This window comes from Streptomyces sp. NPDC088157 (assembly GCF_044741545.1).
Lineage (GTDB): Bacteria > Actinomycetota > Actinomycetes > Streptomycetales > Streptomycetaceae > Streptomyces.
Genome location: NZ_JBIUSU010000006.1, coordinates 37,438 through 50,556 on the forward strand (window position 1 = coordinate 37,438; position 13,119 = coordinate 50,556).

General features: G+C 70.9%; 11 protein-coding genes. 9 read left to right on the forward strand and 2 right to left on the reverse strand.

What is annotated here, in order from left to right:
* Nucleotides 1–258: 258 nt before the first annotated feature.
* Nucleotides 259–1,029, reverse strand: coding sequence for a type I methionyl aminopeptidase (gene map / locus ACIPFH_RS24230; protein WP_401829305.1), 771 nt, complete (start codon nucleotides 1,027–1,029; stop codon nucleotides 259–261).
* A gap of 32 nt (nucleotides 1,030–1,061) precedes the next feature.
* On the opposite strand from map, the gene ACIPFH_RS24235 reads away from it, so the two are divergent.
* The 9 genes from ACIPFH_RS24235 (at nucleotide 1,062) to ACIPFH_RS24275 (ending at nucleotide 12,204) form a co-directional block, all read left to right on the forward strand.
* Nucleotides 1,062–1,313, forward strand: a complete 252-nt coding sequence (locus tag ACIPFH_RS24235) for a helix-turn-helix transcriptional regulator (protein ID WP_356259723.1) — start codon at nucleotides 1,062–1,064, stop codon at nucleotides 1,311–1,313.
* A gap of 145 nt (nucleotides 1,314–1,458) precedes the next feature.
* Nucleotides 1,459–3,042 carry a hypothetical protein gene (locus ACIPFH_RS24240; protein ID WP_401829307.1) on the forward strand — a complete coding sequence of 528 codons (1,584 nt, stop codon included), beginning with the start codon at nucleotides 1,459–1,461 and terminating at the stop codon, nucleotides 3,040–3,042.
* Nucleotides 3,043–3,222: 180 nt separating this feature from the next.
* On the forward strand, nucleotides 3,223–4,065 hold the full coding sequence (locus ACIPFH_RS24245; RefSeq protein WP_359120703.1) for a nitrilase-related carbon-nitrogen hydrolase: 843 nt from the start codon (nucleotides 3,223–3,225) through the stop codon (nucleotides 4,063–4,065).
* A complete protein-coding gene (locus tag ACIPFH_RS24250; protein WP_401829309.1) occupies nucleotides 4,062–5,345 on the forward strand; it encodes an aspartate aminotransferase family protein in 1,284 nt (427 codons plus the stop codon). Before ACIPFH_RS24245 ends, ACIPFH_RS24250 begins: the two co-directional genes overlap by 4 nt.
* 29 nt (nucleotides 5,346–5,374) lie before the next feature.
* The gene (locus ACIPFH_RS24255) at nucleotides 5,375–6,958 is read left to right on the forward strand and encodes a PucR family transcriptional regulator (protein ID WP_356263561.1); all 1,584 of its coding nucleotides are present in this window, start codon (nucleotides 5,375–5,377) and stop codon (nucleotides 6,956–6,958) included.
* Between the two features lie 180 nt (nucleotides 6,959–7,138).
* Nucleotides 7,139–7,981 carry a nitrilase-related carbon-nitrogen hydrolase gene (locus ACIPFH_RS24260; RefSeq protein ID WP_401829312.1) on the forward strand — a complete coding sequence of 281 codons (843 nt, stop codon included), beginning with the start codon at nucleotides 7,139–7,141 and terminating at the stop codon, nucleotides 7,979–7,981.
* Nucleotides 7,982–8,075: 94 nt separating this feature from the next.
* A complete protein-coding gene (gene hydA / locus ACIPFH_RS24265; protein ID WP_401829313.1) occupies nucleotides 8,076–9,479 on the forward strand; it encodes a dihydropyrimidinase in 1,404 nt (467 codons plus the stop codon).
* Nucleotides 9,480–9,490: 11 nt separating this feature from the next.
* Nucleotides 9,491–10,510 carry a TIGR03842 family LLM class F420-dependent oxidoreductase gene (locus ACIPFH_RS24270; protein WP_401829315.1) on the forward strand — a complete coding sequence of 340 codons (1,020 nt, stop codon included), beginning with the start codon at nucleotides 9,491–9,493 and terminating at the stop codon, nucleotides 10,508–10,510.
* Nucleotides 10,511–10,671: 161 nt separating this feature from the next.
* Complete coding sequence (locus ACIPFH_RS24275) at nucleotides 10,672–12,204, forward strand: NCS1 family nucleobase:cation symporter-1 (RefSeq protein WP_401829318.1); 1,533 nt, start codon at nucleotides 10,672–10,674, stop codon at nucleotides 12,202–12,204.
* Nucleotides 12,205–12,289: 85 nt separating this feature from the next.
* Here ACIPFH_RS24275 and ACIPFH_RS24280 read toward each other — a convergent pair whose 3' ends face one another.
* On the reverse strand, nucleotides 12,290–12,958 hold the full coding sequence (locus ACIPFH_RS24280; RefSeq protein ID WP_359120710.1) for a hypothetical protein: 669 nt from the start codon (nucleotides 12,956–12,958) through the stop codon (nucleotides 12,290–12,292).
* Nucleotides 12,959–13,119 lie beyond the last annotated feature (161 nt).

Sequence of the window (13,119 nt, forward strand, 5' to 3'; positions counted from 1 at the left end):
CCGGTGCCCCGGCGGGGCCGTCGGTCGGCAGGGAGTCCCGCGTCGTTCGGCGTTGCTTGTGCCCGCGGGGCGGGGCTGCCGGTCGGCAGGGAATCCGCGCAGCTGGGCGTTGCTCGGCCTGCGGGGCGGCGCGTGGGTGGCGCCGGTGCCCCGGCGGGGCCGTCGGTCGGCAGGGAGTCCCGCGTCGTTCGGCGTTGCTTGTGCCCGCGGGGCGGGGCCGCCTGTCGGTTCGGCCCCGCGCCCCGTGGGGGGACGTTCCTACCGTCGTTCGGTGAGGACCCTGGGTCCTGCGTCCGTGATCGCCACCGTGTGTTCCGCGTGGGCCGCCCTCGAACCGTCGTTCGTCCGCAGGGTCCAGCCGTCCGGAGCCTCGTGGTAGCCGTCCCCGCCACCGGCGATCAGCATGGGTTCGATCGCGATGGCCATGCCGTGGCGCAGCGGGTAGCCGCGCCCCGGGCGGCCCTCGTTGGGGACCCCCGGGTCCTCGTGCATGTGGCGGCCGATCCCGTGGCCTCCGAAGCCGTCCGGGATGCCGTAGCCCGCCGACCGGCACACCGTGCCGATCGCGTGCGCGATGTCGCCGATGCGGTTGCCGACGACCGCCGCCTCGATGCCGGCCGCGAGGGCGCGCTCGGCGGTCTCGATCAGCCGGACGTCCGCCGGGCGGGCCGTGCCCACGGTGAAGCTGATCGCGGAGTCGCCGACCCAGCCGTTCAGCTCGGCGCCGAAGTCCATGGAGACGAGGTCGCCGTCGCGCAGCCGGTAGCCGGTGGGGATGCCGTGCACGATCGCGTCGTTCACGGACGCGCAGAGCACCGCGGGGAAGGGCGTCGCGGCGAAGGACGGGCGGTAGCCGAGGAAGGGGGACGTCGCCCCCGCGGCCCGCAGTACGTCATGCGCCAGCTCGTCCAGTTCCAGCAGGGAAACGCCCACGTCGGCGGCTTCGCGCACGGCCGTCAGCGCCCGCGCGACGACCTGTCCCGCCTCGTACATGGCCTCGATCGATGTGTCCGTCTTCAGTTCCACCATGCCAATTACTATACCGGTATTAGAATGGCCGCATGGTGCGTACCCCCCTGACCCCCGAAGAGCGCGAACGCGGCGAACGGCTCGGCCGGCTGCTGCGCGAGGCCCGCGGCGGCCACAGCATGGCCGCGATCGCGGCGAGCGCCGGCATCTCCGCCGAGACCCTGCGCAAGATCGAGACCGGCCGCGCGCCCACCCCGGCGTTCTTCACCGTCGCCGCGCTCGCCCGCGTGCTGGGCCTGTCGATGGACGAGATCGCGGGGCTGTGCGTGCCCGCCCCCGCGTGACACCCTGGGGTCGCTGTCCGCGCATGGTCCGGATCACGCAAAAACCCGCCGTCGCGTCAGCTTCGCAAACCGGCCGTAGCAGCGCTGTAACACGGCTGGTGTTTTCTACGAACCGGAAGTGTCCGGTCTGGGCGGGAGTCGAGCGATGGCTGTGGATCAACTCCCGGGCAGGGTGCGGGAGTTCGCGAGCTACCTGAACGGACTGCTGTCACGCCTCGACCAGCGCGCCGGCTGGTGCGCGGTGTTCTGGCAACGCGATCCCGACGGTATGCAGGCCTGCCTCGAAGGACGCGAGGTGCCGCCCTGGGACGTGGTGGAGGCGGTGCTCCAGGACCTCGCCGCCGAGTACGGCACTGCGGTCGCCGCACAGCAGGCGGAACACGTCAGGCCCCTGCACGCCGCCGCGCTCGCCGCCCACGACGCCCGGCCCGGCGGCCGCGACGCCCTCGCGGACCGGCTCGACGTGATGCTCCGCGAACAGCGCTACGCCGCCGAACGGCTGGCCGAACTGGGCCGCCGGCTCCCGTCCGCGGCCACCCAGGAGCAGGCCGACGCCATCCGTCTCGATCTGGCCTGGGCCCACGACGACCACGAACGGGCCACCGCCCGGTGCGCCGAACTCCGTTACCGGATAGCGGAGTCGGACCGGCTCCCGGCCACCGGCACGAACCCGGCACGCGCCCCGCACGCCGCCGCCCCGGGCACGCACTCCGGCCCCGCCCGGCGCACCACCGCCCACTCCGCGTACGACGCCCCGGCCGCCGGGCCGACGGCGGGCCCGACAGGTGACGCGTACGACGCTCCGGCCGGTCACCGCGCCCCCGAGCCCGCGGTCGGCCCCGCCGGCCACGCGTACGACGCCCCCGCCGGTCACCGCGCCCCCGAACCCGCGGCCGGCCCCGCGTACGACGCCGAAGCGCCGGTTGCCCACGTTCCCGCAGCCCGGCCGACTCCCGTCGAGGACGCTCCCGCCCCGGCCGCCGTCCCCAAGCAGCGCAAGCGCCGGCGTGGCAGCGCCCGCTTCGCCGGCCTGGCCGAGGACGACGAGGCGGCCACCGTCGCCGTACCGCCCGACGGCCGGCCCGCGGTACCCGTGCCCGCCACGACCACGCGTCGCACCCCGCGCGGCGCCCGCTTCGCCGGAGCCGCAGCCGAGAAGGCCGAGCGGCCGTCCGAGCCGCAGCGCGAGCCGCTGGACTCGGTGGCCCGGCGGGAGACCGTCGAGACGGTGGAACGGCTCGTGCGACTGCGCGGCGAAGGCCGCAGCGGTGAGGCGCACGCCCTCCTCGTCGAGCTCGCGTACTGGCCGGCCGCCCGCATCCCGCTGCTCGCGGCCGAACTCCAGCGCGCCGGACTCACCGCCGACTGGACCACCCTGCTCTGGGAGGCCGCCTCCCTTCCCGCCGACCGGCTCGTCGCCGCGGCCGACGCGCTGGTCGCGGTCGGGCGCGCGGCCGACGGCGAACAGATCCTGCGCCAGGGCGTCGCCCGGCCGGCCGCCGAGATCGGAGAGGCCGTCCTCGGCCTGGTCGAGGACGGCCGACGACGCGAGGTCCGCGCGCTGCTCGACGCCTACGTCCGGGTCCGCACCCCCGAGGAGGCAGCCCGCAGCGTCGCCCCGGCCCCGCAGACCCTGGTCCCGCTGCTGCTGGAGGCCGCCAGGACCGTCTCGGAGGAGCGCCACTGGGACCTGGTGCACGCTCTGCGGGTGGCCGGCTTCACCGCCTGACCCGGATCGCCCCCTTACGCCGTACGCCCCGCGACTGCCCCACCGGAGTGTGAAACGCGATCGACTCGGCGGGTTAACGACGATGGTCTTGGCAAGCCCGTCCCGGAGGCTTACGTTCGTCCCTCTACGACCTTCGTCTACGGGCGTAGAGGCTCTGACGTCCCGTCGAAGGAGCAGCTCATGGCCAACGTCGTACGTGCCGCACTCGTCCAGGCCACCTGGACCGGCGACACCGAGTCCATGGTGGCGAAACACGAGGAGCACGCCCGCGAGGCGGCCCGTCGGGGCGCGAAGATCATCGGGTTCCAGGAGGTCTTCAACGCTCCCTACTTCTGTCAGGTCCAGGAGCCGGAGCACTACCGCTGGGCCGAGCCGGTCCCGGACGGGCCGACGGTGCGTCGTATGCAAGAGCTCGCGCGCGAGACGGGCATGGTCGTCGTCGTGCCGGTCTTCGAGGTCGAGCAGTCCGGTTTCTACTTCAACACCGCCGCGGTGATCGACGCCGACGGCTCCTACCTCGGCAAGTACCGCAAGCACCACATCCCGCAGGTGAAGGGCTTCTGGGAGAAGTACTACTTCAAGCCCGGCAACATCGGCTGGCCCGTCTTCGACACGGCCGTCGGCAAGGTCGGCGTCTACATCTGCTACGACCGGCACTTCCCCGAGGGCTGGCGGCAACTCGGTCTCAACGGCGCCCAGCTCGTCTACAACCCGTCCGCCACCCACCGCGGCCTCTCCGCCCACCTCTGGCAGCTGGAACAGCCCGCGGCCGCGGTCGCCAACGAGTACTTCGTCGCCGCGATCAACCGGGTCGGCGTCGAGGAGTACGGGGACAACGACTTCTACGGGACGTCGTACTTCGTCGACCCGCGCGGAAAGTTCGTCGGCGAGGTCGCGAGCGACAAGGACGAGGAACTCGTGGTGCGCGACCTCGACTTCGACCTGGTCGACGAGGTCCGGCAGCAGTGGGCCTTCTACCGCGACCGCCGTCCCGACGCCTACGACGGGCTGGTGCGGCCGTGAGCGAACTTCACGCCCGTCATCGCAGCGTCCTGCCGGACTGGCTCGCCCTGTACTACGAGGACCCGCTGGAGCTCACCCACGGCGAGGGCCGGCACGTCTGGGACGCCGAGGGCAACAAGTACCTCGACTTCTTCGGCGGCATCCTCACCACCATGACCGCGCACGCGCTCCCCGAGGTCACCAAGGCGGTGAGCGAGCAGGCCGGGCGGATCATCCACTCGTCGACGCTCTACCTCAACCGGCCGATGGTGGAGCTCGCCGAGCGCATCGCCCACGTCAGCGGCATCCCCGACGCCCGCGTCTTCTTCACCACCTCGGGCACCGAGGCCAACGACACCGCACTGCTGCTCGCCACCACCTACCGGCGCAGCAACACGATTCTCGCGATGCGCAACAGCTACCACGGCCGTTCCTTCAGCGCGGTCGGCATCACCGGCAACCGCGGCTGGTCGCCGACCTCGCTGTCCCCGCTGCAGACGCTGTACGTGCACGGCGGGGTACGCGGACGCGGCCCGTTCGCCGGCCTCGACGACGCCGCCTTCATCGAGGCCTGCGTCGCGGACCTCAAGGACCTGCTCGGTCACACCCGCGCGCCCGCGGCCCTCATCGCCGAGCCCATCCAGGGCGTCGGCGGCTTCACCTCGCCGCCCGACGGGCTGTACGCGGCCTTCCGCGAGGTGCTGGACGCACACGGGATCCTGTGGATCGCCGACGAGGTGCAGACCGGCTGGGGCCGCACCGGCGAGCACTTCTGGGGCTGGCAGGCACACGGTCGCAGCGGTCCGCCGGACATCGTCACCTTCGCCAAGGGCATCGGCAACGGCATGTCCATCGGCGGTGTCATCGCCCGCTCCGAGATCATGAACTGTCTGGACGCCAACAGCATCTCCACGTTCGGCGGCACCCAGGTCACCATGGCGGCCGGCCTCGCCAACCTCTCCTACCTGCTGGAGCACGACCTCCAGGGCAACGCCCGGCGGGTCGGCGGCCTGCTCATCGAGCGGTTGCGGGCCGTCGCCGCCCAGGATCCGGGCGTACGGGAGGTGCGCGGGCGGGGGCTGATGATCGGCGTCGAGCTGACGAAGCCCGGCACCGACCTGGCGGACCCGGACCGGGCGGCCGCCGTGCTGGAGGCGGCCCGCACCGACGGGCTGCTGATCGGCAAGGGCGGCGGTCACGACACCAGCGCCCTGCGCGTCGCCCCGCCGCTGTCCCTGACCGTGGCGGAGGCCGAGGAGGGCGCCGCCATCCTCGAAGGCGCGCTGAGGAGCACGCAGTAGCGCAGGCCTGAGCAAGGGAACACAACGCCATGACCATCGCCTTGGAGCCCTGGGGGCCCGTAGAGCCCCTGGAACCCGCCCTGTCGGTCCGTCAGGTCCTGGCCCTGGAGAGGGTGCTGGCCGGTGAGCCCGAGGTGGTGGCCGGCGCGGGCCAGCTCGACCGGCCGGTGCGCTGGGTGCACGTCGCCGAGGCCGCGGACGTCGGCGTGATGCTCAGCGGCGGTGAGATGGTCCTCACCACCGGTGTGCTGCTCGCCGGTGACGAGAACGCGCAGACCGAGTACATCCAGTCCCTGCACCGCGCGGAGGCCGCGGCCGTGGTGCTGGGCCTGGGACGGGCGTTCCCCGCCCCGCCGGACGTGATGCGGCGCGCCGCCGAGCGGTGCGGGCTGCCGATGGTCGTGCTCCACCGCCCCTTCCCCTTCGCCGAGTTGACGGAGGAGGTGCAGTCCCGGCTGGTCCGGCGGAAGTTCGCCGCCGTCAGCCTGTCGGAGGCCGTACGGACCGCCCTCACGGGACTGATCACCGCGGGCGCCCCGCTCCAGCTGCTGCTCGACGTGATCGCGCAGCACGCCGCCTGTCCCGTCGTCGTCACCAACCTCGCCCACCGGGTGCTGGCGACGGCGGGGGAGCGGTCGGCCGTCGACGACGTGCTGCGGGACTGGGAGCGCATCGCCCGCCAGGCCGGCGGCAGTGAGGGCGACGGCTGGATCCGCGCCGAGCTGGGCGGACGCGGCGAACGGTGGGGGCAGATCATGCTCTGCGGGCACCGCGGCGACACCGCGGGCGGACGGCTGCTCGCCGACCGGGCCGCCGAGGCCCTCGTCCTGCACCGCATGCTCGGCGGCACCTCCGCCCACACCTGGGAGGAGCAGTCCGCGCAGAGCCTGCTCACCGACCTGATCTCCGGCGTCGTACCGGCCCGGCAACTGCTGCCCCGGGCCCGGGCCGCCGGGCTCCCCGTCAACCGGCGCACCTTCGTCCCGCTGGTCGTCCGCGACGGCGATCCCGCCCAACTCGAACGGATGCTGCGTCTGCTGGGCATGCCCGGGCTGGTCGCCGAGCTCGCCGACGGGGCCACCGCCGTGCTGCTCAGCCTCGCCCGCGACCAGGACGCCGAGGCGCTCGCCGCGCACTTCGCCGCCCGGCTGCGGACCGAGTCGGGGGAGAGCCGTACCGTCGTCGCGGCGGCCGACCCGCGCATCGTCTGGGACGACGTGTCCGCCGGGCTGCGCGAGGCCCAGCATGTCGCGGACGCCGTGGCCGACCACTCGGCCGCTCTCGACCTCCCGGCCGTCGTCCGCCTCAAAGACGTCCATTTGCGCGGACTGGTCCGGCTGCTGCGGGACGACCCGCACGTGCAGTCCTTCGCCGAACGGGAGCTGGACGGGCTGCTGTGCGCGGCCGGGGAGGACCTGCTCGCCGTGCTGCGGACCTACCTGGCCACCGGCCGCAACAAGTCCCGCACCGCCCAGCTCCACCACGTCTCCCGGCCCGCGCTGTACCGCCGGCTGGAAGCGATAGAGGGACGGCTCGGCGTGGACCTCGACGACTTCGAACAGGCCGCCTCGGTGCACATCGCGCTTCTCGCGCACGACGCGCAACAGAGCTGACCGCACAGGGGGGCAACAGCCCCGAAACATGGAACGACCAGGGAAAACGGCGGTGAAACATGGGTCCCGGAAGACGTGACACGGTGGCACGCCGGACGCCCGTAGGCGTGACACCGTGCAACTCAAAGCGGGCTTCCCGGCTTCCTAGGCTCCTCGTACACCGAGCGACCGGAGGTCCCGATGAGCAGAGTGATCCGTGCCGCCGTCTTCCAGACGGCCTGGACCGGCGACAAGGAATCGATGATCCAGGTGCACGAGCAGGCGGTCCGCGACGCGGCCGCGCAGGGTGCTCAGGTCCTGTGTTTCCAGGAGCTGTTCTACGGACCGTACTTCTGCCAGGTCCAGGACCCGCAGTTCTACGAGTACGCCGAGCAGATCCCGGACGGCCCGATCGTCAAGCGTTTCCAGGCGCTCGCCAAGGAGCACGGCATCGTCCTGGTGCTGCCGATGTACGAGGAGGAGCAGCCGGGCGTCCTCTACAACACCGCCGCCGTGATCGACGCGGACGGCTCGTACCTCGGCAAGTACCGCAAGCACCACATCCCGCAGGTGAAGGGCTTCTGGGAGAAGTTCTACTTCAGGCCCGGAAACGTGGGCTGGCCGGTCTTCGAGACGGCCGTCGGCAAGGTCGGCGTCTACATCTGCTACGACCGCCACTTCCCGGAGGGCTGGCGCGCGCTGGGACTGGAGGGCGCCGAGATCGTCTTCAACCCGTCGGCGACCTCGCGCGGACTGTCCGCGTACCTGTGGCAGCTGGAACAGCCGGCGGCGGCCGTCGCCAACGAGTACTTCGTCGGCGCGATCAACCGGGTCGGCGTCGAGGAGCTCGGCGACAACGACTTCTACGGGACCTCGTACTTCGTGGACCCGGAGGCGCAGTTCGTCGGCGAGGTGGCGAGCGACAAGGAGACCGAACTCGTCGTCCGCGACCTCGACATGGCCAAGCTGCGCGAAGTACGCGACCGCTGGCAGTTCTACCGGGACCGCCGTCCCGACGCCTACCCCCCGCTGACCGCTCCGTAGTCGGCCGCAGTCGTCGCCGGTCCGGTGCACGGGGGCCGGACCGGCGGCACCCTCCAGGCACGACACCAGTGTTGAACACGGCAGGAGAGGGAGTATGAGCAGCCGTACCGTCATCCGGGGTGGCCTCGTCATCACCGCGTCCGACGAGATCCACGCCGACGTCCTGATCGAGGACGGCCGCGTCGCCGCCCTCGCCGCCTCCGGCACCCAGGCCGCCGGGGCCTGGAGCGCCGAGAGGGTCATCGACGCCACCGGGAAGTACGTGATCCCGGGCGGGGTCGACGCCCACACCCACATGGAGCTGCCGTTCGGCGGCACCTTCGCCTCCGACACCTTCGAGACCGGCACCCGGGCGGCCGCCTGGGGCGGCACCACGACCATCGTGGACTTCGCCGTGCAGAGCGTCGGACGGAGCCTGCGCGACGGGCTGGACGCCTGGCACGCCAAGGCCGAGGGCAACTGCGCGATCGACTACGGCTTCCACATGATCGTCTCCGACGTGAACCAGGACACGCTCAAGGAGATGGACCTGCTGGTGGAGGAGGGCGTCACCTCCTTCAAGCAGTTCATGGCCTATCCCGGCGTCTTCTACAGCGACGACGGTCAGATCCTGCGCGCCATGCAGCGCTCCGCCGAGAACGGCGGACTGATCATGATGCACGCGGAGAACGGCATCGCCATCGACGTCCTGGTCGAGCAGGCCCTGGCGCGCGGCGAGACGGATCCGAGGTACCACGGCGAGGTCCGCAAGGCGCTTCTGGAGGCGGAGGCCACCCACCGCGCCATCAAGCTCGCCCAGGTCGCCGGAGCCCCGTTGTACGTGGTGCACGTGTCGGCGATGGAAGCGGTCGCGGAACTGGCGCGGGCGCGCGACGAGGGGTTGAACGTCTTCGGCGAGACCTGCCCGCAGTATCTGTTCCTGTCGACGGACAACCTCGCGGAGCCCGACTTCGAGGGCTCGAAGTACGTGTGCTCGACGCCGCTGCGGCCCAAGGAGCACCAGGCCAAGCTGTGGCAGGGCCTGCGGACCAACGACCTCCAGGTCGTCTCCACCGACCACTGCCCCTTCTGCTTCGTGGGTCAGAAGGAGCTCGGCCGGGGCGACTTCTCGAAGATCCCCAACGGTCTGCCGGGCGTCGAGAACCGGATGGACCTGCTGCACCAGGCCGTCGTCGACGGGCACATCAGCCGCCGCCGCTGGATCGAGATCGCCTGCGCGACCCCGGCCCGCATGTTCGGCATGTACCCGAAGAAGGGCACCATCGCCCCGGGCGCCGACGCCGACGTCGTCATCTACGACCCGCACGCCGAGCAGATCATCTCCGCCGAGACCCACCACATGAACGTCGACTACTCGGCGTACGAGGGCAAGCGGCTCACCGGCCGCGTCGAGACGGTCCTGTCACGGGGCGAACTCGTCATCACCGAGCGGGAGTACACCGGACACGCCGGTCACGGCGTCTACACCCCGCGCTCCACCTGTCAGTACCTCAACTAGGAGCAGCGCACATGGACTTCGGACTCGTCCTGCAGACCGACCCGCCGGCCTCGAAGGTCGTCGAGCTGATGAAGCGCGCCGAGGACAACGGCTTCACCTACGGCTGGACCTTCGACTCCGCCGTGCTCTGGCAGGAACCGTTCGTGATCTACAGCCAGATCCTGGCGAACACCAGCAGGCTGACGGTGGGCCCGATGGTGACGAACCCGGGCACCCGCACCTGGGAGGTCACCGCCTCCACCTTCGCCACCCTCAACGACATGTTCGGCAACCGCACGGTGTGCGGCATCGGCCGCGGCGACTCCGCGATGCGCGTCGCGGGCCGCGCCCCGAACACGCTCGCCCGGATCAGCGAGGCCATGAAGGTCATCAGGGCGCTCGGCTCGGGCCAGGAGGCGGACCTCGGCGGTACGGTCGTGCGGTTCCCCTGGATCAAGGAGGACGCGCAACTCCCCGTCTGGATGGCCGCGTACGGGCCCAAGGCGCTCAAGATGACCGGCGAGGAAGCGGACGGCTTCATCCTCCAGCTCGCCGACCTCTACCTCACCGAGTACATGGTGAAGGCCGTCAAGGGCGCCGCCGTCGCCGCCGGCCGTGACCCCGACGAGGTGAAGATCTGCGTCGCCGCCCCGGCGTACGTCACCGAGGACGACTCGCCCGAGGCACTCGCCCACGCGCGTGAGCAGTGCCGCTGGTTCGGCGGGATGGTCGGCAACCACGTGGCCGACCTCGTCTCCAAGTACGGCGAGCACTCCGCCGCCGTACCGGACGAGCTCACCGACTACATCAAGTCCCGCGAGGGGTACGACTACTCGCACCACGGGCGGGCCGACAACCCCGACACCGCGTTCGTGCCCGACGAGATCGTCGAACGGTTCTGCCTCATCGGACCGGTGGAGAAGCACATCGAGAAGCTCGAGGCGCTGCGTGAGCTGGGGGTCGACCAGTTCGCCGTCTACGACATGCACGACGCCCAGGAGGCCACCATCGACGCGTACGGGGCACGGGTGATCCCGGCCGTCAACGGCTGACCCGCGTACCCGGACCGCCGTACGGCACAGGAAGAACCCCCGAGACCGCTCGACTCCCCATCCCCCCACTCCAGTTCTCCCCTCCTCCGGCATCACGGAGGAGGGGGCCGGAGACCCCGCACGGCCTTTCCGGATCCGCCCCTCGTTTGATTGGCCTGCCCATGACCGACACCGCTCCCACGGCCATACCGCCGACCTCTCAAGTCACCCTCGCCGACGGCCGGGTGGAGATCGCCCCTGGTTCGCCGCAGCCCAGCGGCCCCTACGCCAACGAGGACCTGCTTCCGGTCCCCGTGGAGAAGCGCACCTGGACCACGTACAACTTCTCCGCGCTGTGGGTCGGCATGGCCCACAACACGGCGTCGTGGACGCTCGCCTCCGGTCTGATCGCCGTCGGCATGGACTGGAAGCAGGCGGTGCTCACCATCGCCCTGGCCAACCTCATCGTGCTGGTCCCGATGCTGCTCACCGGGCACGCGGGACCGAAGTACGGCATCCCCTTCCCGGTCTTCGCCCGCGCCTCCTTCGGCGTCCGCGGCGCCAACCTCCCCGCCGTCGTGCGGGCGTTGGTGGCGTGCGGCTGGTTCGGCATCCAGACCTGGATCGGCGGTGAGGCGATCTACTTCCTCGCCGGGAAGCTGATCGGCAACGGCTGGTCCGACGCCGGGAAGGTCGGCGGCTACGCCTGGACCATGTGGCTGTCGTTCGCGATCTTCTGGGCCCTCCAGGTCGCGATCATCTACCGGGGCATGGAGACGATCCGCCGCTTCGAGAACTGGGCGGCGCCCTTCGTCCTCGTCGGCGCGCTGGTGATGCTGATCTGGATGAGCAACAAGGCCGGCGGGTTCGGACCGTTGCTCGACCAGCCGTCCAAGCTCGGCTGGGGCGGCGACTTCTGGAAGCTGTTCTGGCCGTCCCTGATGGGCATGATCGGGTTCTGGTCGACGCTGTCGCTGAACATCCCCGACTTCACGCGGTACGGGAAGTCGCAGAAGGCGCAGACGTGGGGACAGGCTCTTGGTCTGCCCACGACCATGACGCTGTTCGCGCTGCTGTCGGTGATGGTCACCTCGGGTTCGCAGGCGGTGTACGGCGAGACCATCTGGGATCCGGTACAGCTCGCCGCCAAGACGGACAACGTCTTCGGTCTGCTGTTCGCGCTGGTGACCGTGCTGGTGGCGACCCTGTCCGTGAACGTCGCGGCCAACCTGGTCTCGCCGGCCTTCGACTTCTCCAACATCGCGCCCCGGAAGATCAGTTTCCGTACCGGCGCCCTCGCCACCTGTGTCCTCGGGGTGCTGATCTTCCCGTGGAAGCTGTACTCCGACCCGCAGGGCTACATCTTCACCTGGCTCGGTCTGGTCGGCGGTCTGCTGGGCACGGTCGCCGGCATCCTCATCGCCGACTACTGGGTCCTGCGCCGCGGCAAGCTCGACCTGACCGATCTGTACCGCACGGGAGGCCGTTACTGGTACGACAGCGGCTGGAACTGGCGGGCCGTGGTGGCCTTCGTGACCGGCGGAGTGCTGGCCGTCGGCGGCGCCAGCTTCAAGCCGCTGATCGACGGCCGGCCGATCCCGGCGCTGGAAACCCTCGCCGACTACGGCTGGGCGGTCGGGCTCGGCACCTCGATGGTGCTGTACCTGGCCCTGATGCTGCTGCTGCCTCCACGGCAGCAACAGGACGCCGTCTGACCGTCGGTGCGGGAACAAGAACGGGAACGAGAACGGGAACGGCCGGAAGAGCGCAGTCGCTCTTCCGGCCGTTCCCGTACCGCGTTCAGCTCTTCTTGCCGGCCGCCAGGGCGGCGACCACTTCCTTCGCCGCCTTGATGGCGCCCTTGTTGATCTCGTCGGTGCTCGGCGCCTTCTTCGTCTCGAAGTCGCTGCCGTTGTAGTTGACGATCACCAGCGCGTTGGACACCTGGGCGATGACGACGCCCTCACGGGTCTGCTGCTTGTCCTGAGTGGTGAGGTTCACCACCGAATAGGCGGCGTCACCCAGCCCCGGGACCGCCCCGCCGCCGCTCTTCTCGCCGATACGCTCCTTGTACGAACTCTGTGCCGTCTCATCCGACTCCGTGATCTCGAAGGAGACGTCGAGCCACCGGTAGTCGTACCCCTTCAGCGCGTTCCAGGAGCAGGTGCGGCGCAGAGCGGTGTCCGTCGACGGGATCTCCTTGCCCGCAGTCTTGGCACCCGGCACGAGTGCGGTGACCGTCTTCGTGGCCACGCTGGTGCAGGGGGCCGGCGCCGCGGAGTACGTCTTGGACACGGCCGTGGAGGAGGGGCCGGACGACTTCTCGGACTGGGTCTTCTGCGTGTCCTTGGCCGCGGTGTCCTGCGTTTCGGTGAGCGGGCCGGACGACAGCGCCCAGCCCGCGCAGGCGAGCACGGCCACGGGGGTCAGGCGCGCGGTGAGGGCGAGCGGCAGTGGGAGTGAGCGCACGGCGCACTTTCGTGGGGGACGGTGGGGACGGAGTCCGCGGTGCGGACAGAAGCGCCAGTCTCACACGACTCCCTGTGGGGTGGAAGCGAAAACTCGCTGCGTGCACGGGTGGTGACGAAGGGCCGCGCCACTTCCCGGGCATTACCGGGACATTGGCGCGT